Below are 26,419 nucleotides of genomic sequence, written 5' to 3'. Positions count from 1 at the left end.
GGAAGACGCAGTATGGGCGACAGGCCCGCTAGCGCTCCCGCTCCTCGTCGTCCCGCGCGCCGGGCGCGTCCTGCGGGAACAGCTTGTCGACCGCCCGGCCCAGCTCGGCGTTGCCGGTCAGCGCGGCCTCGCGCAGGGCGACGGTGGGCGCGTGCAGCAGCCGGTTGGTCAGGGTATGGGCGAGATAGCCCAGCAGTTCGTCGGGGTCGCCGCCGGCGGCCAGTTGCTGGCGCGCGCGCGCCAGCACCTCGGCCTTGGCCGCCTCGCCGTGCGCGCGCAGCCGCTTGAGCGGCTCGGTGCGGGTGCTGGCGGCGAGATTCTCGACGTAGCGCGCGACCTGCAGGTCGATGATCGCCTCGGCCTCGTCGGCCGCCTCGCGACGGCCGCGGCGGTTGTCCTCGATCGTGCGTTCCAGGTCGTCGACGGTATAGAGGTAGACGTCGGCCAGCTCGGCGACCTCGGCGGCGATGTCGCGCGGCACCGCCAGGTCCAGCAGCAGCATCGGTCGGTGCCGGCGTCGCGCCAGCGCGGCGGCGACCTGGGGGCGGTGCAGGATCGGCTGTTGCGCGGCGGTGGCCGACAACACGATGTCGGCCTCGTCCAGGTGCTTGTCGAGTTCGCTCAGCGGCAGCGCGACGCCGCCGTGGCGGCTGGCCAGCTCCTGCGCGTGGGCGAGGGTGCGGTTGGCGACCAGCAGGCGCTTGGCGCGGGCCTGGGCAAGGTGGCGCGCGGCCAGCTCGATGGTCTCGCCGGCGCCGATCAGCAGCACCGTGGAATCCTCCAGCCGGGCGAACGATTCCTGCGCCAGTCGCACCGCGGCCGACGCGACCGACACCGGGTTGGTGCCGATCCGGGTATGGGTGCGGGCGCGCTTGGCGGTCGAGAACGCGTGCTGGAACAACCGGTCGAGCTGACCGCCGAGGCTGCCGGCGCCGCGCGCGGTGGCCCAGGCATCCTTGACCTGGCCGAGGATCTGCGGTTCGCCGAGGACCAGCGAATCGAGCCCGGTCGCGACCCTGAACAGATGGCGCACGGCGTCGGCATCGGCGTGCCGGTACAGATAGCCGTGCAGGTCGCCGGTATCGTCGGGGTGGGTCGCCAGCCAGTCGGCCAGCACGCTGCCGTCGCCCTCGGCGACCGCATACAACTCGGTGCGATTGCAGGTCGACAGCAGCGCCGCCTCGCGGACACCGGGCAGGGCGCGGACCGCGCCCAGCGCCGGCCCGATCGCGTCGCCGGCAAACGCCACCCGTTCGCGCAGCGAAACCGGCGCGGTCTGATGGTTGATGCCGAGGACGAACAAACTCACGGGCGGTTCTCGTTCGGGGGCGGGCGCGTGGCGATCGAATGCCGGGGCGCGTCGGCTTTCCCGTTCAGGTGCTTGCGATAAGCTGCTGGCTTCCGAAGGCCGACATTCTACCCGGGCCCGGACGGCTTGGGCTCGCCGAAGCGCCGGATTCGTTCACGCGGCCGGCCCGTCCGCCGCCGCCGCCCCCGTTCCGTCCCGTCCGAAACCGCTGTCCGAATTCCACCGTCCGACCCCATGGGAGCCCGCTGATTCGATGCGACCGAGCCTCGTCACCCTTGCCATTGCCCTGGTCCTGACCGGTCTGCCGACGCTGCATGCCGCCGAGCCTGCCGCCGGCTCGGGGCCGCCCGCACCCGAGCTGGCGCCCCCGTCGGCCAGCGACGATCCGGCGGTGCGCGCGCTGGAGCCGCTGTTGGCGGCCGAGTTCGCGCTGCAGGCCGGGCGTCTGGACGAGGCGGCCGGTTGGTACCTGCAGGCCGCGCGCGATGCCCGCGACCCGGCCCTGGCCGAGCGCGCCACCCGCATCGCCCTGTTGGCCAAGGACGACACCGGGACCGCCGAGGCGCTGGCGCTGTGGCGCGAGCTGGGCGGCGAGCAGGACCCGGAGCAGGCCGGCAGCCTGATGGCGTCCGAGGCGGCGCTGTCGTTGCGCCAGGGCCGCCAGCGTGCGGCGCGCCGACAGTTGTCGGCACTGCTGGCGATGCCGGGGCGAGACGGCTGGCGACATGCCTTCGGGGTCCTGGCCACCGGCAGCCACGACCCGCGCCTGAGCGCGCAGGTGCTCGAATACCTGGTCCGCCGCGACCGCATCCCGCAGGTGCTGGAGGCGTGGATGGCGTTCGGCGGCCTGGCGTTGCGCCTGGATGCGCCGGAGGTGGTCGAGGACATCGTCGCCCGGGTGATCGAGCGCTTCCCGGGCGAGCCCCGGGTCGCCCTGCTGCATGCCGGTCAGCTGCGCGAGGCCGGCAAGCCCGAACAGGCGCGCGAGGTCCTCGACGGCATCGAGGTCGCCGCAGACGATCCGTTGCTGCGGCAGAGCCTGGCCAACGAGTACGAACGCCTCGGCGACCTGCATCGGGCCGAGCGCACCCTGGCCGAGGGGCCGCAGAGCGAGCAGATCTACGCGTTCCGCGCCTCGCTGCTGGCCCAGGCCGAGGACAAGCAGGCCCTGGGCGCGCTGTACGACGAGCTGCGGCGCGACGCCGGACGCCCGGACCCGCGCCGGCGGATGCTGCTCGGCCAGATCGCCGAGTTCCTCGAGCGCAACGACGAGGCCCTGGAGTGGTACGCCGGCGTCCCCGGCGGGGCCGCGCGCTGGCAGGCCCGGCTGCGCACCAGCACGGTGCTGCACAAGCTCGATCGCAAACAGGAGGCTTACGACCTGCTGCGCGGGATCCAGTCCGATGCCGCCGCCGAGGACGATGTCCGTCGCGATGCCTACCTGCTCGAGGCCGCGCTGCGCGAGGAGGACAAGGACCCGGCCGGTGAGCTGGATGCGTTCGCGCGCGGCCTGGCCGCGTTCCCGGACGAGCTGGACATCCTCTATGCCCGCGCGCTGGCGTGGGAGCGGCGCGACGACATCGCCCGCGCCGAGGCGGACTTTCGCAAGATCCTGGTGATCGACCCGGAAAGCACCGCGGCGCTGAACGCCCTGGGCTACACCCTGGCCGACCGCACCGAGCGCTACCAGGAGGCCTTGGAGCTGATCAACCGTGCCCGCGCCGCTGAGCCGGAGAACGCCGCGATCATCGACAGCTACGGGTGGGTGTTGTACCGGCTGGGTCGCAACGAGGAGGCGGTGATCGAGCTGCGCCGCGCGTTCGCGATGCAGGACGATGCCGAGATCGCCGCCCACCTGGCCGAAGTGCTGTGGGTGCTGGGGCGGCGCGAGGAGGCTCGCCGCGTGTTCGACAAGGCGCGGGCGCTGGACCCGGACAACCGGTCGTTGCGGCGCGCGCTGGAGAGCGTCGGCTTGCCGGTCGAGGCGCCGGTCGGCGAGGACGCCGCGCAGGATGCCGGCGCGGCCGACGCCGGGGCACCGGCTTGACTGTCGCCGTGGCAGGGCGCTTGGCTGCGGTCGTGCTCGTCGTCGCGCTGGCCGGCTGTGCCAGCATGCCGAAGGCGCCGTTGCCGCCGGCGGCGCAGGCGGCCGCGGCCGCGCATCAGCAGGCGCGCGAAGAGGCGCTGCGGACGGTCGGCGAGTGGTCCTTGAGCGGCCGGGTCGCGGTGTCGATGAACGGCCAGGGCGGCAGCGGGCGGCTGGAATGGCAGCAGCACGGCCCGCGTTTTGATATCCGTCTCAGCGCGCCGGTGACGCGCCAGAGCTGGCGACTGGCCGGCGGCCCGGACGGTGCGATGCTGGACGGCGTGGAGGGCGGCCCGCGAACCGGCTTCGACGCCGGTCAGCTGCTTTACGAAACCACCGGCTGGTACCTGCCGGTGTCGGCCCTGGCCGACTGGGCCCGGGGCCTGCGCGCCGCGGCCGGCGGTCCGTCCGACGCGGCCTACGGTCCCGACGGCCGGCTCGCGGTGCTGCAGCAGGACGGCTGGCGGATCGAGTACAGCTGGCCGGAAGCCGGCGACGGGGCCGGGCTGCCGCGACGGATCGATGCCCGCCGCGACGGGGCCGACGGCCGTCAGGCTCGGGTCAAGCTGGTGGTCGACCAGTGGGACATCGAGATGCCGGAGGCGGTCGCTGCCGGCGCCCTCGAGGAGTCGACCGGTGGCGGCGACTGAGCGCCCGCGCGGTGGCAACCCCTGGGTGATCGGCGATTCAGGTTTCGACATGCGGCCGGATCCCGCCGGCTGGGTCGCCTGGCCGGCCCCAGCCAAGCTGAACCTGTTCCTGCACATCGTCGGCCGCCGCGACGACGGCTATCACCTGTTGCAGACCGTGTTCCGCCTGCTCGACTGGGGCGACACGATCCGCCTGCGGCCTCGCGACGATGGTCGTATCGTCCGCCACGGCGCCTCGGTGGCGGGGGTCGAGGCGGCCGATGACCTCACTGTCCGTGCGGCAGGCTTGCTGCAATCTGCCGCCAATATCGACAAAGGTGCGGACATCGTCGTCGAAAAGCGCATTCCTGCGGGCGGTGGCTTCGGTGGCGGTTCCAGCGACGCGGCGACCGTGCTGGTGGCCCTGGATGCGATGTGGGGCGCCGGTCTGGGCGTCGATGCGCTGGCGGCTCTGGGGCTGCGGCTCGGGGCCGACGTGCCGGTGTTCGTGCGGGGCCACAACGCCTGGGCCGAGGGCGTGGGCGAGGCCCTGCAGCCGGTCGAGCTGGCTCCGGCCGGCTACGTGCTCGCCGACCCCGGCGTCCACGCGGCGACCGCGGAGCTGTTCCGCGCCCCGCAATTGACGCGCGATTGTCCGCCCGCGACAATAACGGACTTCGTTTCGGGCGTTCCGCTCGGCAACGTGTTCGAACCGGTCCTGCGCGCGCGGGAAGACGCCGTCGAGGCGGTCTTCGCGGCGCTGTCGCGGATCGGTCGGCCACGTCTGACCGGGTCGGGCAGTGGCTGTTTCGTCGAGTTCGATGGCCTCGAACCCGCCGGACGCGCGCTGGCGACGCTGCCTGCCGGGCTCAATGCCTGGGCGGCGGCCGGCGCGGCGCGATCGCCGTTGCTGGATGCGCTCGAGGCCTATACATCGTCAGCCAGCACCTGAAGTCTCCGCGCGCGCCGGCATGGGCCGCGGGGATGGTGGTCGGAAGCAACAGGGGCGTCGCCAAGAGGCCTAAGGCACCAGGTTTTGATCCTGGCATTCGTAGGTTCGAATCCTACCGCCCCTGCCAATTCCATCGCCGCGGGTATGGAGCCGGTTCGTGAAGCCTGGTTGATAGGGGCGTACCCAAGGACTCGTCCATCAGGCAGCGCGGGCCGTATCGCCCACGCAGCATTCCCAAACGAACGCCGACATCGCCGGAGTCCGATCGTGCAACCCGACCGCAACCTGCTGGTGTTCAGTGGCAACGCCAACCGTCCTCTCGCCCAGGCCGTCTGCCGCGAACTCGGCATCCGCCTGGGCAAGGCCCTCGTCGGCCGCTTCTCCGACGGGGAAGTCCAGGTCGAGATCGAGGAGAACGTACGTCGACAGGAAGTCTTCGTGATCCAGCCGACCTGCGCGCCGAGCGCGGAGAATCTGGTCGAGCTGCTGGTACTGGTGGATGCGCTCAAGCGCGCCTCGGCCAGCAACGTGACCGCGGTGGTGCCGTACTTCGGCTACGCCCGCCAGGATCGCCGTCCGCGCTCCTCGCGCGTGCCGATCACCGCCAAGGTCGCCGCGCGCATGTTCAGCGCGGTCGGTACCGACCGGGTGCTCACCGTCGACCTGCACGCGGACCAGATCCAGGGCTTCTTCGATCTGCCGGTCGACAACGTGTACGCCTCGCCGTTGCTGCTGGCCGACATCTGGCGCGCGCATGGCACCGACAACCTGATCGTGGTCAGCCCCGACGTCGGCGGCGTGGTCCGCGCCCGCGCGATCGCCAAGCGCCTCGACGACGCCGACCTGGCGATCATCGACAAGCGCCGCCCGCGCGCCAACGTCGCCACGGTGATGAACATCATCGGCGACGTCGAGGGCAAGACCTGCGTGCTGGTCGACGACATCGTCGACACCGCCGGCACCCTGTGCGCCGCGGCCAATGCGCTCAAGGCGCAGGGCGCGACCAAGGTGGTCGCCTACTGCACCCACCCGGTGCTGTCGGGCGCGGCGATCGACAATGTGACCAAGTCGCAGCTCGACGAGCTGGTGGTGACCGACACCATCCCGCTGACCGAGGCGGCCCGCGCCACCGGCCGCATCCGCCAGCTCAGCGTCGCCGAGCTGCTGGCCGAGACGATCCGGCGCATCGCGTTCGGCGAGTCGGTCAGCTCGTTGTACGTCGACTGACGCGGTCGCATCGAATCCGCCCCGTGGCTCCGGCCGCGGGGCACAACGGCTCACCTGGTCGCGGGTGAGTCATCCAAGCCGCCGCGAGGCGGATCAATGCTAGTGAAAGTGAGTAACCAAAATGTCCGAACACAGCCTCAAGGCCGTCAGCCGCAGCGATGAAGGGAAGGGTGCGAGCCGCCGCCTTCGTCACGCCGGCGTGATCCCGGCCATCGTCTACGGCGGCAAGTCCGCGCCCAAGTCCATCCAGCTCGACCACGAGCCGACCTGGCTGGCCCAGCAGAACGAGTGGTTCTACTCGTCGATCATCGACCTGGAAATCGACGGCAAGTCGGAGAAGGTCCTGCTGCGCGACATGCAGCGCCATCCGTACAAGCAGCTGATCATGCACCTGGACTTCCAGCGCGTCACCGCCGGTCAGGCGCTGCGCACCCGCGTGCCGCTGCACTTCGCCAACGAAGACAAGTCGCCGGCCGGCAAGGCCGCCGACGTGGTCGTGACCCACGAGCTGAACGAGATCGAGATCAGCTGCCTGCCGAAGAATCTGCCCGAGTTCATCGAGGTCGATCTGAGCGAGCTGAAGCTGGGCGAGACCATCCACCTGTCCGAGCTGAAGCTGCCCAAGGGCGTCGAGATCCCCGAGCTCAAGCTCGGCAAGGAGCACGACGTGGCGGTGGTCGTGGCCCGCGCCGGTCGCGTCGAGGCCGAGGATTCGGCCGCCGAGGAAGACTCGGCCGAAGTGCCGGCGTCCAAGGTCGAGAAGGGCGAGGAGTAATCGCGCCGTGTCGACGCTCCCGCACGGGCGGGGGCGTCGGCGCACGCCGATTGCATCGTTTCCGTATCGATGGCGGGACTTCGCCTCATCGTCGGGCTGGGCAATCCCGGTCCCGAGCACACCCGGACCCGGCACAACGCCGGGTTCTGGTTTGTGGACGCCCTGGCGGACCGCCTGGGCGGTCGTTTCAACGTCGACTCCAAGCTGTTCGGCTCGACCTGCCGGGTCGAGATCGGCGGCCAGCCGGTGTGGCTGCTGAAGCCGGCCACCTTCATGAACCTGTCCGGCAAGTCGGTGACCGCGGCACTGCGGTTCTGGAAGTTCGAGCCGGCCCAGGCGCTGCTGGCCCACGACGAGCTGGATCTGCCGACGGGCACCGCCCGGCTCAAGTTCGACGGTGGCCACGGCGGCCAGAACGGCCTGCGCGACATCATGCGCCTGCTCGGGCACGGCGGCTTTCATCGCCTGCGCATCGGCATCGGCCACCCCGGCCACAAGGACAAGGTCACGCCGTGGGTGCTGGGCCGTCCCAGCGGCGAGGACGAGACCCTGATCCTGCGCGCCATCGACGACGCGATCGACGTGCTGCCGCTGGCGGTCGCCGGCGACTACAGCGAAGCGATGAAGCGCCTGCACACGAAGAAGGACTAGCGACAGGATTGGCGATTGGGGATTCGGGATTCCCGCACCGCGAATGGTGGGCGGCGAATCCCGAATCCCGAATCACGAGTCCGGATTTCCAGACATGGGCATCAAATGCGGCATCGTCGGCCTGCCGAACGTCGGCAAGTCGACCCTTTTCAACGCGCTGACCAAGGCCGGGATCGCGGCGGCCAACTTTCCGTTCTGCACGATCGAACCCAATGTCGGGGTCGTGCCGGTTCCCGATCCGCGCCTGAACGCGCTGGCGGAGATCGTCAAGCCGCAGAAGCTGCTCCCGACCGCGATGGAGTTCGTCGACATCGCCGGCCTGGTCGCCGGCGCGGCCAAGGGCGAGGGCCTGGGCAACAAGTTCCTCGCCCACATCCGCGAAGTCGACGCGATCTCCCACGTGGTGCGCTGCTTCGAGCACGGCGACGTCGTCCACGTGTCCGGCAAGGTCGATCCGATCTCCGACATCGACACCATCGACACCGAGCTGGCGCTGGCCGACCTGGAGTCGGTCGAGAAGGCGCTGCAACGCGCCGAGCGCACCGCCAAGTCGGGGGACAAGGAGGCCAAGGTCCGGGTCGAGGTGCTCGGTCGCATCCGCGAAGGGCTGGATGCCGGTAGGCCGGCGCGCGCGCTGGACCTGTCCGAGGACGACCTGGTCGTGGTCCGCGACCTGTTCCTGCTGACCCTGAAGCCGGTGATGTACGTCGCCAACGTGCTCGAGGACGGGTTCGAGAACAATCCGCACCTGGACGCGGTGCGGGCGCGGGCCGCGGGCGAGGGCGCCGAGGTGGTGCCGGTGTCGGCGGCGATCGAGGAAGAGCTGGCCCAGCTCGACGATGCCGATCGCGACGCCTTCCTGACCGACCTCGGCCTGGAAGAGCCGGGCCTGAACCGGGTCATCCGCGCCGCCTACACCCTGCTGGGTCTGCAGACCTACTTCACCGCCGGGGTCAAGGAAGTGCGCGCCTGGACGGTGAAGAAGGGCGCGACCGCACCGCAGGCGGCGGCGGTGATCCATACCGATTTCGAGAAGGGCTTCATCCGCGCCGAGACCATCGCCTACGCCGACTTCATCCAGTACAAGGGCGAGGCCGGTGCGCGCGAGGCCGGGCGGATGCGCCTGGAAGGCAAGGAATACCGGGTCCAGGAAGGCGACGTGCTGCACTTCCGCTTCAACGTCTGACCCGTTCAACGCCTGACCTGTTCAACGTTTGACCCGTTCGACGTCCGGCCCCGTTCAACGCCGGGGCCGTCCGATATCCGGCCCGATCGTCCTTCGATCCGGCCGGGGCGTGGCGGCAATCGCGGTGGCCGATTGAGCGCGGGCGGCCACGCGTCCAGCAGTGGCCGCGCGTCGCCGCGCCGGCTCAGGGCCGGCTCAGGGCGCCGTAGCCCGTCCTCCACCGGTCGCTTCCGGCGGGGGCGGTTTCCAGCCCGCGGCGCGCCCGCGGTTGCATCGTTCGAACCGGCGGCCCTGGTAGCGATGACGCCCGGGTCGATGCGCCCGGCACGGCCGACCCTTCTCCTCCTGGACAGATCGATGCGCGCCGGCGGCCGGTGCGCGCATGCCTGTGTCCGCGATTCCGTCGCCGCAGTTGCGTTGACGCCGCTTAGACTGCTGGTCTAAATTGCCCGTCCGCTCGGACCGGCTCAAGACGAGACGGCCGCCATGTACCCCCTCACACGAAGTCGTCCATGAGTCGCAGGCATCGGGCGCGAGAGCGCCTGCAGAAACTTTTCCCGGCCCAGCGCGGCGCCTGGCTGGACATCGCCGAGGCCGAGTTCAGGGCGCACGGATTCGCGGCCGCTTCGCTGAACCGGATCCTCGCCAGCGCCGGTCTCAGCAAGGGGCAGGCCTACTACTACTTCGCCGACAAGGGCGAGCTGTATCGCGCGGTGATCGAGCGTGCGCTCGGTGAGCTCGCGGGCCTGCTCGATACGGGCTTGCCGGAGCCGGACTCGGCCGAGGCCTACTGGCGCGAGATGGAAGCGCTGTTCGGACGGCTGACCCGCGTCCTGAAACACAACCCGCGCCTGGCCGAGCTGGGGCGCGGCATCCATCGCGAGACCGCGGCCCAGGTGGCGGTCGCCGACCTGCTCGCGACCCTGCGCGACCGGCTCGGGCGAACGATCGAGATCGGTCAGCAGGTTGGCGCGGTGCGTTCGGATCTGCCGCTGGCGCTGTTGACCGACGTGGCTTTCGCGGTCGCCCGCGAGATCGATCGCTGGTTCGCGCTGGACGCGCAGGACCTGGACGAGGCGGCGGTGCTCGATCTCAACCGGCGTGCGGTCGGGCTGGTGATCGCGATGCTGGCCTCGGTCGATGCGGTGTCCGACACCGCGCACGAGTCCTTCCCCTCCTGGCAAGGCGTGATCCGATGAATGTCCGTCGCCTCGTTGTTGTCGTCCTGCTGGTCGCCTCGACCGTAAACCTGGCCCTGATGGTGCCCGGCGGCTTCGTCGAGACCCGCGATTTCAGCGCCTATCCGGCCTTCGTGCTCGCGGCGTTCAACGCGCTGCTGACGGTGCTGGGTCTGGGCAGCCTCGTGCTCGCCGTAGCGGTGGCGCGCAAGGGCCGTGGTCATGGCCTTTCGGCCCTGGCGGGACTGGTGTTCGCCGGCGTCTATCTGCTCGACCTGGGGGCGGTCTTTCCGGTGACGCCGAGCCCCATGTCGGCATTGCTGTCGGCGCTGGAGTGGCTTGGTGTCGGTCTGGGCGTGGCCCTGGCCGTGGCATCGATCGGACCGGCCCGAAGCGCGTCCATGCGCGCTGTGGACGGGCGCGCGGCTTCGCTGCCGTGGCCGCTGGGCGCCGCTCTCGCGCTGCTGGCGCTGGCCATCGTCGTCTTCGCGACCCGTGCGGCGATGGGCGGCTAGGGTGTCGCGGCCACACTCCGCATCTTCGCTTGCGCCGGATCTGCGTATATCCTTGTGCGCTACCCGTGCATCCGCTTCGGTGGAGTCGGTGGCGCATCACCCCGGAATCGTGGGCGGCAGCCATCGACGACAGGGCGTGTCGTGCGTCCGAGATCGGGCGCCGGCGACGGCGACAAAGAAATGTCGTCCCGATCGCAAAAAATGCATTGACAAGCTCGGAGACGAGCGCCAAAATTGCGGGCTCTTTTGGAGGGATACCCAAGCGGCCAACGGGGGCAGACTGTAAATCTGCTGGCTTACGCCTTCGGTGGTTCGAATCCACCTCCCTCCACCAGCTTCACAAGGTGGTAGCAGTAAAATCGGCAGGAAGGTTGCCGGAGCGAGCGAGAGGTGGGTGAGAGCCACCGCTGGTTCGGCGATGAAGCGACAGCTTCATCGTGCGCGCCGAGAGGCGCGGCCCGGAGGGTCAAGGTCGCGCAGCGACCGCGGCCATCCACCTCCCTCCACCAGCTTCAAAAGCAAGACCCCAAGGCCTTACCAGCCGAGGGTGCGGTACCCAAGCAGGTTTTCCGGCGCGGGAGTAGTTCAATGGTAGAACCTCAGCCTTCCAAGCTGATGGTGCGGGTTCGATTCCCGTCTCCCGCTCCATTGCTGCAACGCGCCACCTGCTGCGACAACCTGCTCACGTAGCTCAGTCGGTAGAGCACCTCCTTGGTAAGGAGGAGGTCGCTGGTTCGATTCCAGTCGTGAGCACCATATTCGTTTGAACTGGGCCGTTTGCCCGGCAGTTCCACTCAGTAAACCGTCAAGAGCGAGAAGCGATAGCCATGGCTAAAGGTAAATTCGAGCGCACCAAGCCGCACGTGAACGTCGGCACGATCGGCCACGTTGACCACGGCAAGACCACGCTGACGGCAGCGCTGACGAAGGTGGGCGCCGAGCGTTTCGGTGGCGAGTTCAAGGCGTACGATTCGATCGACGCGGCGCCGGAAGAGAAGGCGCGCGGCATCACGATCTCGACCGCGCACGTCGAGTACGAAAGCCCGACCCGTCACTACGCCCACGTGGATTGCCCGGGCCACGCCGACTACGTGAAGAACATGATCACGGGTGCGGCGCAGATGGACGGCGCGATCCTGGTGTGCTCGGCCGCTGACGGCCCGATGCCGCAGACCCGCGAGCACATCCTGCTGGCGCGTCAGGTTGGCGTGCCGTACATCGTGGTGTTCCTGAACAAGGCCGACATGGTCGACGACGCCGAGCTGCTCGAGCTGGTCGAGATGGAAGTGCGCGAGCTGCTGAGCAAGTACGACTTCCCGGGCGACGACACCCCGATCATCAAGGGTTCGGCGCTGAAGGCGCTGGAAGGCGACCAGTCGGAGATCGGCGTGCCGGCGATCCTGGCGCTGGTGGACGCGCTGGACAGCTACATTCCGGAGCCGGAGCGCGACGTCGACAAGAGCTTCCTGATGCCGGTCGAGGACGTGTTCTCGATCTCGGGTCGCGGCACCGTGGTGACCGGCCGTATCGAGCGCGGCATCATCAAGGTGGGCGACGAAATCGAGATCGTCGGTATCCGTCCGACCACCAAGACCACGGTCACGGGTGTGGAGATGTTCCGCAAGCTGCTGGACCAGGGTCAGGCGGGCGACAACGCGGGTCTGCTGCTGCGCGGCACCAAGCGTGACGAGGTCGAGCGTGGCCAGGTGCTGGCCAAGCCGGGTTCGATCACCCCGCACACCGACTTCGAGGCCGAGGTGTACGTGCTGTCGAAGGACGAGGGCGGCCGTCACACCCCGTTCTTCAAGGGCTACCGTCCGCAGTTCTACTTCCGCACCACCGACATCACCGGTGCGGTGACGCTGCCGGAAGGCACCGAGATGGTGATGCCGGGCGACAACGTGAAGATGGACGTCCAGCTGATCAACCCGGTCGCGATGGACGAGGGCCTGCGCTTCGCGATCCGCGAAGGCGGCCGCACCGTCGGCGCCGGCGTCGTCGCCAAGATCATCAAGTAATATGACGGGGCGGCCGCCAGGCGGTCGCCCGTCGCAGGCGGTTCAGACAGGCGAGCCGGCGACGGCTCGCCGTCGCCGTCTCAGGAAAACCGATATTTCTCTTACGTACGCCAGTAGCTCAATTGGCAGAGCAGCGGTCTCCAAAACCGCAGGTTGGGGGTTCGAGTCCCTCCTGGCGTGCCACTGGATGACGGGGCCGGAACCGGACCCGCGAAGAGCCGGATGAACAGCAAGGTCGAACAACACAACAGCGCCAGTGCCGGCGATATCGTCAAGTACGTCCTGGCCGTGGCCCTGGTGGCGGCCGGCGTGTTCGGTTACATCTGGTTCGACCAGTGGGCCGGTCCGCTGAGGGCCTTGCTGGTGGTCGCCGGCCTGCTGGCCGGTCTGGTCGTATTCTTCACCAGCGCCAAGGGCCTGCAGACCCGCGAGTTCCTCGCCGAGTCGCGCTTCGAGCTGCGCAAGGTGGTCTGGCCGACCCGCCAGGAAGCCCTGCGCACGACCTGGGTGGTGATGATCGCCGTGGTCGTGCTGAGCCTGATCCTGGCCGGCTTCGACTTCGTGATCCAGTTTGTGGTCAAGTCAATTTTGGGACGCTGAGCAGATGACGGAAAACAACAAGCGCTGGTACGTGGTCCACGCCTACTCGGGTTTCGAGAAGTCGGTGGCCCAGGCGCTGCGTGACCGCATCGCGCGCGCCGACATGGGTGATCGTTTCGGCGACGTCCTGGTCCCGACCGAGGAAGTCATCGAGATGCGCTCCGGCCAGAAGCGCCGCTCCGAGCGCAAGTTCTTTCCCGGCTATGTGCTGGTCCAGATCGCGACCCACGACGAGAACGGCATTCCGCGCATCGACAGCGAGTGCTGGCACCTGATCAAGGAAACCCCGAAGGTCATGGGCTTCATCGGCGGCACCGCCGACCGTCCGCTGCCGATCGCCGACCACGAGGCCGACGCGATCCTGAACCGCGTTCAGGAAGGCGTTGCCAAGCCCAAGCCGAAGGTCCTGTTCGAAGCCGGCGAGATGGTCCGGGTCATCGACGGGCCGTTCAACGACTTCAACGGCGTGGTCGAGGAAATCAATTACGAGAAGAGCCGCCTGCGCGTCGCGGTGCTGATCTTCGGCCGCTCGACCCCGGTCGAGCTGGAGTTCGGGCAGGTCGAAAAGGCCTGAACCCGGTCCGGGGCGGACTGGTTCCAATCTGTCCTGGAAATCTGGTACTATTTCCGGCTCGCTACCGTCGGTGCGAGCCAAGACCCTTCCGGCCGCCGTCCTGGCGGCCGTCGGCGTGTCGGGGTTCCCGGTCGGCGGCCCGGCGGGCGCCCGCTTCGGCAGGGCGCCGCCGCGCGAAGATTTCAACGTGAAGCCGGGACACGCGATCCTCCCGGCCCGATGGGGAGCCTGAGACCCAGGCGCTAGCACCCGGAGAGCAAAGCAATGGCAAAGAAAGTAATCGGCTATATCAAGCTGCAGGTCAAGGCCGGTCAGGCCAACCCGTCGCCGCCGGTGGGCCCGGCCCTCGGTCAGCGCGGCCTGAACATCATGGAGTTCTGCAAGGCGTTCAACGCCGCCACGCAGAAGATGGAGCCGGGTCTCCCGATTCCGACCGTGATCACCGCCTACTCCGACCGCACCTTCACCTTCATCACCAAGACGCCGCCGGCGTCGATCCTGCTGAAGAAGGCCGTCGGCATCCAGTCGGGCTCCAAGCGCCCGAACACCGAGAAGGTGGGCAAGGTCACCCGCGCCCAGCTCGAGGAGATCGCCAAGGCGAAGGAGCCGGACCTGACCGCGGCCGACCTGGACGCCGCCGTCCGCACGATCGCGGGTTCCGCCCGCTCCATGGGCCTGGTGGTGGAGGGTTAAGACATGGCAATGACCAAGCGTGAGAAGGCCATCAAGGCCGCTGTCGTCCCGGGCAAGAGCTACGCCTTCGACGAAGCCATCAAGATCATCAAGACCGCGACCAAGGCCAAGTTCGTCGAGTCCGTCGACGTCGCCGTGCGCCTGGGCGTGGATGCGAAGAAGTCCGACCAGCAGGTCCGCGGTTCGACCGTGCTGCCGGCCGGTACCGGCAAGAGCGTGCGCGTTGCCGTGTTCGCCCCGGCGGGCGCCAAGGCCGAGGAGGCCCTGGCCGCCGGTGCCGACGTGGTCGGCATGGATGACCTGGCCGAGAAGATGCAGGCCGGTGACCTGAACTACGACGTCGTGATCGCGACCCCGGACGCCATGCGCGTCGTCGGCAAGCTGGGTCAGGTGCTGGGCCCGCGTGGCCTGATGCCGAACCCGAAGGTCGGCACCGTGTCCCCGAACCCGGGCGAGGCGGTGAAGAACGCCAAGGGCGGCCAGGTCCGTTACCGCACCGACAAGGCCGGCATCATTCACTGCACGATCGGCAAGGCCGATTTCGACGACGGTTCGCTGAAGGGCAACCTGGAGGCGCTGCTGGCCGACCTGATCAAGGCCAAGCCGGCGACCGCCAAGGGCCAGTACCTGCAGAAGATCTCGATCAGCTCGACGATGGGCCCCGGCGTTTCCGTCGACCAGTCGTCGCTGTCGCTGAAGTAATCGATCCAACGCCGCCCCCGGGATTGGGGGCGGCGGCAAGTTTTGAGGGCGTCGCAACGGCTCCGGCCGGCGCGATAGCCGTCAAAGACCGCAGGCGCGGTCAGCGCACATCGAAGGCGGACAGGGAGTCCCATTGGCATGGAGTCGCCATCGATGGAAGCGGGATCGCTTAATCCAGCTCCGCCAAGGGGCCGGGCCTGCGTAGATGGTTGCCGACCCTCCAAGGAACATGGAAACGGCCACCACCCGGAACGCCATCCCGGCGTTCCCGGCATCGGGCCAAACGATGCCGACCGAGGACCGTCATGCGCGATTCTGCGCGGGGCGGAATTGAAGTACGGAGGAGTGCAATGGCTCTCAATCTGACACAGAAGCAGGAAGTCGTTGCCGAACTGGCCGAGGTCGCCGCCAAGGCGCACTCGCTGGTCGCTTCTGAGTACCTGGGTCTCAGTGCAGGTCAGTTGACCGATCTGCGCAAGAAGGCTCGTGAACAGGGCGTGTTCCTGAAGGTTGCAAAGAACACGCTGGTTTCGCGCGCGGTGGAGAACACCGACTATGCGGTCGTCCAGGAAGATCTGGTCGGTCCGCTGATGTACGCCTTCTCGCAGGAAGACCCCGGTGCGGCCGGACGTCTGATCAAGGAGTTCGCCAAGGCGAACGACAAGCTGAAGCCGCGCATCGTCGCGATCGGCGGGCAGAAGTACCCGGGCACCCACGTGGATGTCCTGGCTTCGCTGCCGACCCGTGATGAAGCGCTGTCGATGCTGCTCAGCGTCATGGTCCAGCCCGCCACCCAGCTGGTCCGCTTGCTCAGCGAACCGGCCTCGCAGGTCACCCGCGTCATCAACGCGGCCGGCCAGGCGAAGGCGGCCTAAGCCACCCAGTTCGGTTTCGAATTTCCGGAACCCAAGTCGTTTCCAAACTATTTATCTGAGGTAAACACAATGTCCCTGTCCAACGAGCAGATCATCGAAGCGATCGCCGGCAAGACCCTCGTCGAGGTGATGGAGCTGGTGAAGGCGATGGAAGAGAAGTTCGGCGTGTCGGCTGCCGCTCCGGTTGCCGTTGCCGCCGCCCCGGCCGCTGGCGGCGCCGCCGCCGCCGAGGAGCAGACCGAGTTCACCGTCGTGCTGAAGGCCGCCGGCGACAAGAAGGTCGAGGTCATCAAGGTCGTCCGCGCCGTCACCGGCCTGGGCCTGAAGGAAGCCAAGGACATGGTCGAAGGCGCCCCGAAGGAGATCAAGGAAGGCCTGTCCAAGGACGACGCCGAGAAGATCAAGAAGGATCTCGAGGCCGCCGGCGCCAGCGCCGAGCTGAAGTAAGCAGTACTTGCGTCGCCGGCCACAACTGGCGACCACCCAAGGCTGGGGGCGAAAGCCCCCGGCCTTTGGCCGTTGTTGCAAGGCCGGGAATCCGCGTCTCCGATCCGATCGTTGATCGCGGGTGTTCCGGCTCCAGGCCGAGTTGGCAGTTGGAAGTAGCGGGAGAGGGCGTGCTGGTGCCGGCAATACCAGCGACTTCCAACTGGCGATTCCATCGGGTCTCCGCGCGACGGAGTCCGACGAAACCACTTCCCCCAGGGCCGCGGACGCGCGGTCCGCTGAAAAGTCGAGGCGGTAGCTCACCATGACCACAGCTTCTACGTCGTATTCGTTCACCGAGAAGAAGCGCATCCGAAAGGATTTCGGCAAGCGCAAGTCCATCCTCGAGGTGCCGTTCCTGCTGGCGATCCAGGTCGACTCGTATCGCGAGTTCCTGCAGGAGCACACCGATTGGGCCAAGCGCGAGGACCGCGGCCTGCATGCCGCCCTGAAGTCGGTGTTTCCGATCGCCAGCTACAGCGGCAACGCCGCGCTGGAATACGTGGGCTACAAGCTCGGCGATCCGCCGTTCGACGAGCGCGAATGCCGTAACCGCGGCCTGAGCTACGGCGCGCCGCTGCGCGTGACCGTGCGCCTGGTGATCTACGACCGCGAGTCGTCGACCAAGGCGATCAAGTACGTGAAGGAGCAGGAGGTCTACATGGGCGAGATTCCGCTCATGACCGACAACGGCACCTTCATCGTCAACGGCACCGAGCGCGTCATCGTCTCGCAGCTGCACCGTTCGCCGGGCGTGTTCTTCGACCACGACCGCGGCAAGACCCACAGCTCGGGCAAGCTGCTGTACAGCGCCCGCATCATCCCCTACCGCGGTTCCTGGCTCGACTTCGAGTTCGACCCGAAGGATGGCCTGTTCACCCGTATCGACCGCCGCCGCAAGCTGCCGGTCACCATCCTGCTGCGCGCCCTGGGCTACAGCAACGAGGAGATGCTGGCCGAGTTCTTCGAGGTCAACACCTTCCACGTCGACCCCAGCGAAGGCGTCCAGCTCGAGCTGGTGCCCGAGCGTCTGCGCGGCGAGACCCTGGACTTCGACCTGGCCGACGGCGACAACGTGATCGTCGAGGCCGGCCGCCGCATCACCGCGCGTCACGTCAAGCAGCTCGAGGCCTCCGGCATCGAGGCGCTGGCCGTGCCCGACGCCTACCTGGTCGGCCGCATTCTTTCGCACGACGTGATCGACACCGCGACCGGCGAGCTGATCGCCTCGGCCAACGACGAGATCACCGAGGAGCAGCTGGAGCTGTTCCGCAAGGCCGGCATCGAGAGCGTCGGCACGATCTGGGTCAACGACCTCGATCGCGGCCCGTACATCTCCAACACCCTGCGCATCGATCCGACCAAGACCCAGCTCGAGGCGCTGGTCGAGATCTACCGCATGATGCGTCCGGGCGAGCCGCCGACCAAGGACGCGGCGCAGAACCTGTTCCACAACCTGTTCTTCACCTTCGAGCGCTACGACCTGTCGGCCGTGGGCCGGATGAAGTTCAACCGCCGGATCGGCCGCAAGGAGACCGTCGGCGCCTCGGTCCTGTACGACGCCAAGTACTACGCCGACCGCAAGGACGAGGAGTCCAAGCGCCTGGTCGAGGAGTGCGGCGACTCGTCCGACATCCTGGACGTGATCAAGGTCCTGACCGAGATCCGCAACGGCCGCGGCATCGTCGACGACATCGATCACCTCGGCAACCGCCGCGTGCGTTCGGTCGGCGAGATGGCCGAGAACGTGTTCCGCGTGGGCCTGGTCCGCGTCGAGCGCGCGGTCAAGGAGCGCCTGTCGATGGCCGAGTCCGAGGGCCTGACTCCGCAGGAGCTGATCAACGCCAAGCCTGTCGCCGCCGCGATCAAGGAGTTCTTCGGTTCCTCGCAGCTGTCGCAGTTCATGGACCAGAACAACCCGCTGTCGGAGGTCACCCACAAGCGCCGCGTCTCGGCGCTGGGCCCGGGCGGCCTGACCCGCGAGCGCGCCGGCTTCGAGGTGCGCGACGTGCACCCGACCCATTACGGCCGCGTCTGCACCATCGAGACCCCGGAAGGCCCGAACATCGGCCTGATCAACTCGCTGGCGGTGTTCGCCCGCACCAACAAGTACGGTTTCCTCGAGACCCCGTACCGCAAGGTCATCGACGGCAAGGTCACCGACGAGATCGAGTACCTGTCGGCGATCGAGGAGAACGAGTACGTCATCGCCCAGGCCAACGCCGAGCAGGACGAGAAGGGCAGGCTTGTCGCCCAGTTCGTCGCCTGCCGCCACGCCGGCGAGTCGCTGCTCAAGCCGCCGAGCGAGGTCGACTACATGGACGTCTCGCCGATGCAGACCGTGTCGGTCGCGGCGGCGCTGGTGCCGTTCCTGGAGCACGATGACGCCAACCGCGCACTGATGGGCGCGAACATGCAGCGCCAGGCGGTGCCGACGCTGCGCGCGCAGAAGCCGCTGGTCGGTACCGGTATCGAGCGCGCGGTGGCGCGCGACTCGGGCGTGACCGTGAACGCGCGGCGCGGCGGCGTGATCGAGCAGATCGACGCCGGTCGCATCGTGGTCAAGGTCAACGAGGAGGAGATCTCCGGCGAGACCGATGCCGGCGTCGACATCTACAGCCTGATCAAGTACACCCGCTCGAACCAGAACACCTGCATCAACCAGCGCCCGCTGGTCAGCGTGGGCGACGTGATCGCGCGCGGCGACGTGCTGGCCGACGGTCCCTCGACCGACATCGGCGAGCTGGCCCTGGGCCAGAACATGCTGGTCGCGTTCATGCCGTGGAACGGCTACAACTTCGAGGACTCGATCCTGCTCTCCGAGCGCGTGGTCGAGGAGGATCGCTACACCACGATCCACATCGAGGAGCTGACCTGCGTCGCCCGCGACACCAAGCTGGGTCCGGAGGAGATCTCCGCCGACATCCCGAACGTCTCCGAGAGCGCGCTCAACCGTCTCGACGAGTCGGGCGTGGTCTACATCGGCGCCGAGGTGCGTGCCGGCGACATCCTGGTCGGCAAGGTCACGCCGAAGGGCGAGAGCCAGCTGACCCCGGAAGAGAAGCTGCTGCGCGCGATCTTCGGCGAGAAGGCGTCCGACGTTAAGGACAGCTCGCTGCGCGTGCCGCCGGGCATGGACGGCACCGTCATCGACGTGCAGGTCTTCACCCGCGACGGCATCGAGAAGGACAAGCGCGCCAAGCTGATCGAGGACACCGAGATCCGCCGCGTCAAGAAGGACTTCGACGATCAGTTCCGGATCCTGGAGAGCGCGATCTACGCGCGTCTGCGCGGCCAGCTGATCGGCAGGGTCGCCAACGGCGGCCCGGGCCTGAAGAAGGGCGACACCGTCACCAGCCTGGTGCTGGACGGCCTGGCCAAGAAGGACTGGTTCGGCCTGCGCATGAAGGACGAGGAAGCGGTCGAGGCGATCGAGCGCGCGCAGAAGCAGATCGAGGTCCACGAGAAGGAGTTCGAGCGCCGTTTCGCCGACAAGCGCGCCAAGATCACCCAGGGCGACGATCTCGCCCCGGGCGTGCTGAAGATGGTCAAGGTGTTCCTGGCGGTGAAGCGCCGCATCCAGCCGGGCGACAAGATGGCCGGCCGTCACGGCAACAAGGGTGTCGTGTCGACCATCGTGCCGGTCGAGGACATGCCGTACATGGCCACCGGCGAGTCGGTGGACATCGTCCTCAACCCGCTGGGCGTGCCGAGCCGCATGAACATCGGCCAGATCCTCGAGACCCACCTGGGATGGGCCGCCAAGGGCCTGGGCCGCAAGATCCAGGCGATGCTCGAGGCGCAGGCCAAGATCGCCGAGCTGCGCAAGTTCCTCGACGAGATCTACAACCACGACGGCAAGCTGATCGGCGAACGCGTCGACCTGGGCCAGTTCTCCGACGAGGAGCTGCTGAACCTGGCGCGCAATCTCACCGACGGCGTGCCGATGGCGACCCCGGTGTTCGACGGCGCCGCCGAGGCCGAGATCAAGACGATGCTCGCGCTCGCCGACCTGCCCAGCAGCGGCCAGACCCAGCTGTTCGACGGTCGCACCGGCGAGGCGTTCGATCGTCACACCACGGTCGGCTACATGCACATGCTGAAGCTGAACCACCTGGTCGACGACAAGATGCACGCCCGCTCGACCGGCCCGTACTCGCTCGTCACCCAGCAGCCGCTGGGCGGCAAGGCGCAGTTCGGCGGCCAGCGCTTCGGTGAGATGGAAGTCTGGGCGCTGGAAGCCTACGGCGCGGCCTACACCCTGCAGGAAATGCTGACGGTGAAGTCCGACGACGTGCAGGGCCGCAACCAGATGTACAAGAACATCGTCGACGGCGAATACGAAATGGTGGCCGGCATGCCGGAGTCCTTCAACGTCCTGGTGAAGGAAATCCGATCGCTCGCGATCAACATGGAACTGGAAGAAAACTGATCGCTGCCGCCGCCTGAGGAGATATCCCGATGAAAGATTTGCTCAACCTGTTCAACCAGCAGCGGCCGGCGCTCGACTTCGACGCGATCAAGATCGCGTTGGCGTCGCCCGACCTGATCCGTTCGTGGTCGTTCGGCGAGGTCAAGAAGCCCGAGACGATCAACTACCGCACCTTCAAGCCGGAGCGTGACGGCCTGTTCTGCGCCGCGATCTTCGGACCGGTCAAGGACTACGAGTGCCTGTGCGGCAAGTACAAGCGCATGAAGCACCGTGGCGTGGTCTGCGAGAAGTGCGGCACCGAGGTCACCCTGGCCAAGGTCCGCCGCGAGCGCATGGGCCACATCGACCTGGCCAGCCCGGTCGCGCACATCTGGTTCCTGAAGTCGCTGCCGTCGCGCATCGGCCTGATGCTCGACATGACCCTGCGCGACATCGAGCGCATCCTGTACTTCGAGGCCTTCGTGGTCACCGAGCCGGGCCTGACGCCGATGGAACGCGGCATGCTGCTCACCGAGGAGCAGTACATGCAGGCGCGCCAGGAGCATGGCGACGACTTCGAGGCCGCGATGGGCGCCGAGGCGGTCTACGACCTGCTGCGCACGATCGACCTGCAGGCCGAGATGCTGCAGCTGAAGGAAGACGTCGCCGCGACCGGTTCGGAGACCAAGCTCAAGCGTCTGACCAAGCGGATCAAGCTGATCGAGGCGTTCCTGGAGTCCGGCAACCGTCCGGAATGGATGGTCATGACCGTGCTGCCGGTGCTGCCGCCGGACCTGCGTCCGCTGGTCCCGCTGGACGGCGGCCGCTTCGCGACCTCCGATCTGAACGACCTGTACCGCCGCGTGATCAACCGCAACAACCGCCTGCGTCGCCTGCTCGAGCTCAACGCGCCCGACATCATCGTGCGCAACGAGAAGCGCATGCTGCAGGAGTCGGTGGATGCGCTGATGGACAACGGCCGCCGCGGCCGCGCCATCACCGGCACCAACAAGCGCCCGCTCAAGTCGCTGGCCGACATGATCAAGGGCAAGCAGGGCCGCTTCCGCCAGAACCTGCTCGGCAAGCGCGTCGACTACTCCGGCCGTTCGGTCATCGTGGTCGGCCCGTACCTGAAGCTGCACCAGTGCGGCCTGCCGAAGAAGATGGCGCTGGAGCTGTTCAAGCCGTTCATCTTCGCCAAGCTGCAGCGCCGTGGCCTGGCCACGACGATCAAGGCGGCCAAGAAGCTGGTCGAGCGCGAAGAGGCCGAGGTGTGGGACATCCTCGAAGAGGTGATCCGCGAGCATCCGGTGCTGCTGAACCGCGCGCCGACCCTGCACCGTCTCGGCATCCAGGCGTTCGAGCCGGTGCTGATCGAGGGCAAGGCGATCCAGCTGCACCCGCTGGTCTGCACCGCGTTCAACGCCGACTTCGACGGTGACCAGATGGCCGTGCACGTCCCGCTGAGCCTGGAGGCCCAGCTGGAAGCGCGTGCGCTGATGATGTCGTCGAACAACATCCTGTCGCCAGCGAACGGCGAGCCGATCATCGTGCCGTCGCAGGACGTCGTGCTCGGCCTGTACTACATGACCCGCGCCCTGGAGAACAAGAAGGGCGAGGGCATGGTGTTCGCCAACGTCGCCGAGGTGAAGCGCGCGTACGACAACCGCGTCGTCGAGCTGCACGCCAAGGTCAAGGTGCGTCTGACCCAGACCGTGATCGACGAGCTGGGCAACCGCGAGAAGGTGACCTCGGTGGTCGACACCACCGTCGGCCGTGCGCTGCTGCACGAGATCCTGCCCGACGGCCTGCCGTTCGAGCTGGCCAACACCGAGCTGGTCAAGAAGAACATCAGTCGCCTGATCAACTCCTGCTACCGCATGCTCGGCCTGAAGGACACCGTGGTGTTCGCCGACAAGCTGATGTACACCGGCTTCGCCTACGCGACCCGCGCCGGCGTCTCGATCGGCATCGACGACATGGTGATCCCGGACGAGAAGAAGGACATCCTCGGCGAGGCCGAGGGCGAGGTGCTGGAGATCCAGGAGCAGTACCAGTCGGGTCTGGTCACCGCCGGCGAGCGCTACAACAAGGTCGTCGACATCTGGTCGCGCACCAACGAGCGCATCGCCAAGGCGATGATGGACGCGATCGGCACCGACAAGGTGGCCAACGCCAAGGGCGAGACCGTCGCCCAGAAGTCGATGAACTCGCTGTACATCATGGCCGACTCCGGCGCGCGTGGTTCGCAGGCGCAGATCCGTCAGCTGGCCGGCATGCGCGGCCTGATGGCGCGTCCGGACGGCTCGATCATCGAGACCCCGATCAAGGCGAACTTCCGCGAAGGGCTGAACGTGCAGGAGTACTTCAACTCCACCCACGGTGCCCGTAAGGGTCTGGCCGATACCGCGCTGAAGACGGCGAACTCGGGTTACCTGACCCGCCGTCTGGTCGACGTGGCCCAGGACGTGGTGATCACCGAGGACGACTGCGGCACCCTGGCCGGTCTGACCATGACCCCGATCGTCGAAGGCGGCGACGTGGTCGAGCCGCTGCGCGAGCGCGTGCTGGGCCGCATCGTGGCCGAGGACGTGTTCCTGCCGGGCGACGACGAGGAGCCGATCGTCACCCGCAACACCCTGCTCGACGAGGCCTGGGTGCAGAAGCTGGAAGAGGCCGGCGTGCAGGCGATCAAGGTCCGTTCGACCATCACCTGCGAATCCGCGTTCGGCGTCTGCGCGCACTGCTACGGGCGCGATCTGGCCCGCGGCCACCTGGTCAACCACGGCGAGGCGGTCGGCGTCGTCGCCGCGCAGTCGATCGGCGAGCCGGGCACGCAGCTGACCATGCGTACCTTCCACATCGGTGGTGCGGCTTCGCGTGCGGCGGCGATCGACAACGTGACGGTCAAGACCACCGGTTCGATCAAGTTCAACAACCTCAAGCACGTCAAGCACGCCAACGGCCACCTGGTCGCGGTGTCGCGTTCGGGCGAACTGTCGATCCTCGACAGCCACGGCCGCGAGCGCGAGCGCTACAAGCTGCCCTATGGCGCGAACGTGTCGGTCGACGACGGCGGCGCGGTCAAGGCCGGCCAGCAGGTCGCGAACTGGGATCCGCACAACCACCCGATCGTCTCGGAAGTCGCCGGTTTCGTGCGCTTCGTCGACTTCGTCGACGGCGTCACCGTGATCGAGAAGACCGACGAGCTGACCGGTCTGGCCTCGCGCGAGATCACCGATCCGAAGCGTCGCGGCTCTGCCGGCAAGGACCTGCGTCCGCTGGTCCGCATCGTCGACAAGAAGGGCAACGACCTGAGCATCCCGGGCACCGACCTGCCGGCGCAGTACCTGCTGCCGCCGCGCTCGGTCGTCAACCTGCAGGACGGCGACGCCGTCGGCGTGGGTGACGTGGTCGCCAAGATCCCGCAGGAAGCGTCCAAGACCCGCGACATCACCGGTGGTCTGCCGCGCGTGGCCGACCTGTTCGAGGCGCGCAAGCCCAAGGATCCGGCGATCCTGGCCGAGCGTTCGGGCGTGGTCAGCTTCGGCAAGGACACCAAGGGCAAGCAGCGTCTGATCATCAAGGATGCGGACGGCAGCGAGCACGAGGAGCTGATTCCGAAGTACCGCCAGATCATCGTGTTCGAAGGCGAGCACGTGGAGAAGGGCGAGACCGTGGTGGACGGCGAGCCGAGCCCGCAGGACATCCTGCGCCTGCTGGGTGTCGAGCCGCTGGCGGTCTACCTGACCAAGGAGATCCAGGACGTCTACCGCCTGCAGGGCGTGAAGATCAACGACAAGCACATCGAGGTGATCGTTCGCCAGATGCTGCGCAAGGTCGAGATCACCGACCAGGGCGACAGCAAGTTCCTCAATGGCGAGCAGGTCGAGCGCCAGCGCCTGGTCGAGGAGAATGCGCGCCTGGCCGGCAAGGACGAGATCCTGGCCCAGTACGATCCGGTCCTGCTGGGCATCACCAAGGCCTCGCTGGCGACCGAGTCGTTCATCTCGGCGGCGTCGTTCCAGGAGACCACCCGTGTGCTGACCGAGGCGGCCGTTCGCGGCACCCGCGACAGCCTGCGTGGCCTGAAGGAGAACGTCATCGTCGGCCGCCTGATTCCAGCGGGCACCGGTCTGGCGTACCATACGCAGCGTCGCCGCGGCGCCACCGGTCTCACCGAGTCCGAGATGGAGACCCTGGCCGCGCCGGTCGTGGCCGAGGTCGTGGACGAAGTCGCCGAGTCCGGCGAGGAGTCCAGCGCTTCCTGAGCGCACAGCGGTAACCGCGCCCCCACGGGGGCGCCCCAGATCACGAAATGAGGCGCAGGGAGCGCCTCGTGTTCGGCCCAGGGAGGGCGGGATCGCAGCACCATCGCCCCGGAACCTGTCCGCAGGTTCCGGGGTGGTTGTTGGTCATGCGTTGACGGTATCGTCAAACGCAGGCTATACTTTTCCGTCTCGGTGAGCTGGGAGTGTCCCGGCTTGCCGTTCGTTTTCACGTCGGGGTGTTGCCTGGTTGAATCGGGCCCGCCCTCCCAGCAAAGAGTTCCTGATGGCAACGATCAATCAGCTGGTCCGCAAGCCGCGGCAGGCCGCTACCTACAAGAGCGCCTCGCCGGCGCTGGCCAATTGCCCGCAGCGTCGCGGCGTCTGCACCCGCGTCTACACCACCACCCCGAAGAAGCCGAACTCGGCGATGCGCAAGGTGGCCAAGGTTCGTCTGACCAACGGTTACGAGGTCATCTCGTACATCGGCGGCGAGGGCCACAACCTGCAGGAGCACTCGGTGGTCCTGATCCGCGGCGGCCGCGTCAAGGATCTGCCCGGCGTGCGCTACCACACCGTGCGTGGCTCGCTCGACGCCGCCGGCGTCGCCAAGCGTCGCCAGCGTCGCTCCAAGTACGGCGCCAAGCGCCCGAAGTCCTGAGGAATTTGATCCATGTCGCGTAAAGGTTCCGCCCCGCAGCGTTCCGTCCTGCCTGATCCCAAGCACGGCAGCGAGACGATCGCGCGTTTCATCAACATGGTCATGAAGAGCGGCAAGAAGTCGGTCGCCGAGAAGATCGTCTATGGCGCCATGGACGTCATCGGCGAGAAGAACGACGCTCCGCTGGAGCTGGTCGAGAAGGCCCTGGGCAACGTGTCCCCGGCCGTCGAGGTGAAGTCCCGCCGCGTCGGCGGCGCCACCTACCAGGTCCCCGTCGAGGTCCGCGCGTCGCGCCGCATGGCGCTGGCGATGCGCTGGCTGATCGAGTCCGCCCGCAAGCGCGGCGAGAACAGCATGCCGCGCAAGCTGGCCGCCGAGCTGATCGACGCCTCCGAGAACCGCGGCGGTGCGATCAAGAAGCGTGAGGAAACCCACCGTATGGCCGAAGCCAACAAGGCGTTCGCGCACTACCGCTGGTGATCCGGGCAACCTTCGCGGGTCACCGCGGAGGCGTCTGAAGGCGACCTTGCGGCCGCCACGGCGACGACAACGCCGCCTTACGAACCGGATGCCGCCGTCAGGCGGCGTCCGGCCATCTGGAATTCGAAAACTTACGAGAGGGT

General features: G+C 67.8%; 21 protein-coding genes and 5 tRNA genes. 25 read left to right on the top strand and 1 reads right to left on the bottom strand.

Annotation, left to right across the window (positions count from 1 at the left end):
- Positions 1-28: 28 nt before the first annotated feature.
- Positions 29-1,309 (bottom strand): glutamyl-tRNA reductase, encoded by a 1,281-nt coding sequence (hemA, locus tag C9I47_RS12885; protein WP_111267100.1) that lies wholly within the window; start codon positions 1,307-1,309, stop codon positions 29-31.
- A gap of 253 nt (positions 1,310-1,562) precedes the next feature.
- On the opposite strand from hemA, the gene C9I47_RS12880 reads away from it, so the two are divergent.
- The 25 genes from C9I47_RS12880 to rpsG all read left to right on the top strand — a co-directional run bounded on the left by C9I47_RS12880 (position 1,563) and on the right by rpsG (position 26,276).
- Complete coding sequence (locus C9I47_RS12880; RefSeq protein WP_111267099.1) at positions 1,563-3,356, top strand: tetratricopeptide repeat protein; 1,794 nt, start codon at positions 1,563-1,565, stop codon at positions 3,354-3,356.
- A 32-nt stretch (positions 3,357-3,388) separates the two neighbouring features.
- A complete protein-coding gene (gene lolB / locus C9I47_RS12875; RefSeq protein WP_223250128.1) occupies positions 3,389-4,045 on the top strand; it encodes a lipoprotein insertase outer membrane protein LolB in 657 nt (218 codons plus the stop codon).
- 49 nt (positions 4,046-4,094) lie between these two features.
- Positions 4,095-4,976, top strand: a complete 882-nt coding sequence (gene ispE / locus C9I47_RS12870) for a 4-(cytidine 5'-diphospho)-2-C-methyl-D-erythritol kinase (protein WP_111267098.1) — start codon at positions 4,095-4,097, stop codon at positions 4,974-4,976.
- A 50-nt stretch (positions 4,977-5,026) separates the two neighbouring features.
- Positions 5,027-5,103: transfer RNA gene (locus tag C9I47_RS12865), tRNA-Gln, on the top strand.
- Positions 5,104-5,243: 140 nt separating this feature from the next.
- A complete protein-coding gene (locus C9I47_RS12860) occupies positions 5,244-6,203 on the top strand; it encodes a ribose-phosphate diphosphokinase (protein ID WP_111267097.1) in 960 nt (319 codons plus the stop codon).
- A 121-nt stretch (positions 6,204-6,324) separates the two neighbouring features.
- Positions 6,325-6,978 (top strand): 50S ribosomal protein L25/general stress protein Ctc, encoded by a 654-nt coding sequence (locus C9I47_RS12855; RefSeq protein ID WP_111267096.1) that lies wholly within the window; start codon positions 6,325-6,327, stop codon positions 6,976-6,978.
- Positions 6,979-7,047: 69 nt separating this feature from the next.
- The gene (gene pth, locus C9I47_RS12850; RefSeq protein ID WP_111267095.1) at positions 7,048-7,629 is read left to right on the top strand and encodes an aminoacyl-tRNA hydrolase; all 582 of its coding nucleotides are present in this window, start codon (positions 7,048-7,050) and stop codon (positions 7,627-7,629) included.
- Between the two features lie 94 nt (positions 7,630-7,723).
- The gene (ychF, locus tag C9I47_RS12845) at positions 7,724-8,815 is read left to right on the top strand and encodes a redox-regulated ATPase YchF (RefSeq protein ID WP_111267094.1); all 1,092 of its coding nucleotides are present in this window, start codon (positions 7,724-7,726) and stop codon (positions 8,813-8,815) included.
- A gap of 512 nt (positions 8,816-9,327) precedes the next feature.
- The gene (locus C9I47_RS12840; protein ID WP_111267093.1) at positions 9,328-10,014 is read left to right on the top strand and encodes a TetR/AcrR family transcriptional regulator; all 687 of its coding nucleotides are present in this window, start codon (positions 9,328-9,330) and stop codon (positions 10,012-10,014) included.
- Positions 10,011-10,508, top strand: a complete 498-nt coding sequence (locus C9I47_RS12835; RefSeq protein WP_111267092.1) for a hypothetical protein — start codon at positions 10,011-10,013, stop codon at positions 10,506-10,508. Before C9I47_RS12840 ends, C9I47_RS12835 begins: the two co-directional genes overlap by 4 nt.
- Positions 10,509-10,756: 248 nt before the next feature.
- A tRNA-Tyr gene (locus C9I47_RS12830) sits at positions 10,757-10,842 on the top strand.
- A 240-nt stretch (positions 10,843-11,082) separates the two neighbouring features.
- A tRNA-Gly gene (locus tag C9I47_RS12825) sits at positions 11,083-11,156 on the top strand.
- Positions 11,157-11,188: 32 nt separating this feature from the next.
- Positions 11,189-11,264, top strand: a tRNA-Thr gene (locus C9I47_RS12820).
- A gap of 71 nt (positions 11,265-11,335) precedes the next feature.
- Positions 11,336-12,526, top strand: coding sequence for an elongation factor Tu (gene tuf, locus C9I47_RS12815; protein WP_111267080.1), 1,191 nt, complete (start codon positions 11,336-11,338; stop codon positions 12,524-12,526).
- Positions 12,527-12,633: 107 nt separating this feature from the next.
- Positions 12,634-12,709: transfer RNA gene (locus C9I47_RS12810), tRNA-Trp, on the top strand.
- 39 nt (positions 12,710-12,748) lie between these two features.
- Positions 12,749-13,126 carry a preprotein translocase subunit SecE gene (gene secE, locus C9I47_RS12805; protein ID WP_111267091.1) on the top strand — a complete coding sequence of 126 codons (378 nt, stop codon included), beginning with the start codon at positions 12,749-12,751 and terminating at the stop codon, positions 13,124-13,126.
- A 4-nt stretch (positions 13,127-13,130) separates the two neighbouring features.
- Positions 13,131-13,700: a transcription termination/antitermination protein NusG gene (gene nusG, locus C9I47_RS12800; RefSeq protein ID WP_111267090.1), complete on the top strand. Its 570-nt coding sequence runs from the start codon at positions 13,131-13,133 to the stop codon at positions 13,698-13,700.
- A 264-nt stretch (positions 13,701-13,964) separates the two neighbouring features.
- Positions 13,965-14,393, top strand: coding sequence for a 50S ribosomal protein L11 (gene rplK, locus C9I47_RS12795; RefSeq protein ID WP_111267089.1), 429 nt, complete (start codon positions 13,965-13,967; stop codon positions 14,391-14,393).
- Positions 14,394-14,396: 3 nt separating this feature from the next.
- On the top strand, positions 14,397-15,095 hold the full coding sequence (gene rplA, locus C9I47_RS12790; protein ID WP_111267088.1) for a 50S ribosomal protein L1: 699 nt from the start codon (positions 14,397-14,399) through the stop codon (positions 15,093-15,095).
- A 350-nt stretch (positions 15,096-15,445) separates the two neighbouring features.
- Positions 15,446-15,970, top strand: coding sequence for a 50S ribosomal protein L10 (rplJ, locus tag C9I47_RS12785; protein WP_111267087.1), 525 nt, complete (start codon positions 15,446-15,448; stop codon positions 15,968-15,970).
- Positions 15,971-16,039: 69 nt separating this feature from the next.
- Positions 16,040-16,417, top strand: a complete 378-nt coding sequence (gene rplL / locus C9I47_RS12780) for a 50S ribosomal protein L7/L12 (RefSeq protein WP_111267086.1) — start codon at positions 16,040-16,042, stop codon at positions 16,415-16,417.
- Between the two features lie 304 nt (positions 16,418-16,721).
- The gene (rpoB, locus tag C9I47_RS12775) at positions 16,722-20,888 is read left to right on the top strand and encodes a DNA-directed RNA polymerase subunit beta (RefSeq protein ID WP_111267085.1); all 4,167 of its coding nucleotides are present in this window, start codon (positions 16,722-16,724) and stop codon (positions 20,886-20,888) included.
- A gap of 29 nt (positions 20,889-20,917) precedes the next feature.
- Positions 20,918-25,138: a DNA-directed RNA polymerase subunit beta' gene (gene rpoC, locus C9I47_RS12770; RefSeq protein WP_111267084.1), complete on the top strand. Its 4,221-nt coding sequence runs from the start codon at positions 20,918-20,920 to the stop codon at positions 25,136-25,138.
- A 283-nt stretch (positions 25,139-25,421) separates the two neighbouring features.
- Positions 25,422-25,796 carry a 30S ribosomal protein S12 gene (rpsL, locus tag C9I47_RS12765; RefSeq protein WP_111267083.1) on the top strand — a complete coding sequence of 125 codons (375 nt, stop codon included), beginning with the start codon at positions 25,422-25,424 and terminating at the stop codon, positions 25,794-25,796.
- A 12-nt stretch (positions 25,797-25,808) separates the two neighbouring features.
- The gene (gene rpsG / locus C9I47_RS12760; RefSeq protein ID WP_111267082.1) at positions 25,809-26,276 is read left to right on the top strand and encodes a 30S ribosomal protein S7; all 468 of its coding nucleotides are present in this window, start codon (positions 25,809-25,811) and stop codon (positions 26,274-26,276) included.
- The last annotated feature ends 143 nt before the right edge of the window (positions 26,277-26,419 follow it).

The organism is Marilutibacter maris (assembly GCF_003233695.1).
In the GTDB taxonomy this organism is placed as follows: domain Bacteria; phylum Pseudomonadota; class Gammaproteobacteria; order Xanthomonadales; family Xanthomonadaceae; genus Marilutibacter; species Marilutibacter maris.
Note: the sequence above shows the minus strand (reverse complement) of the source record. Positions and strands in the feature narration are given on the sequence as shown.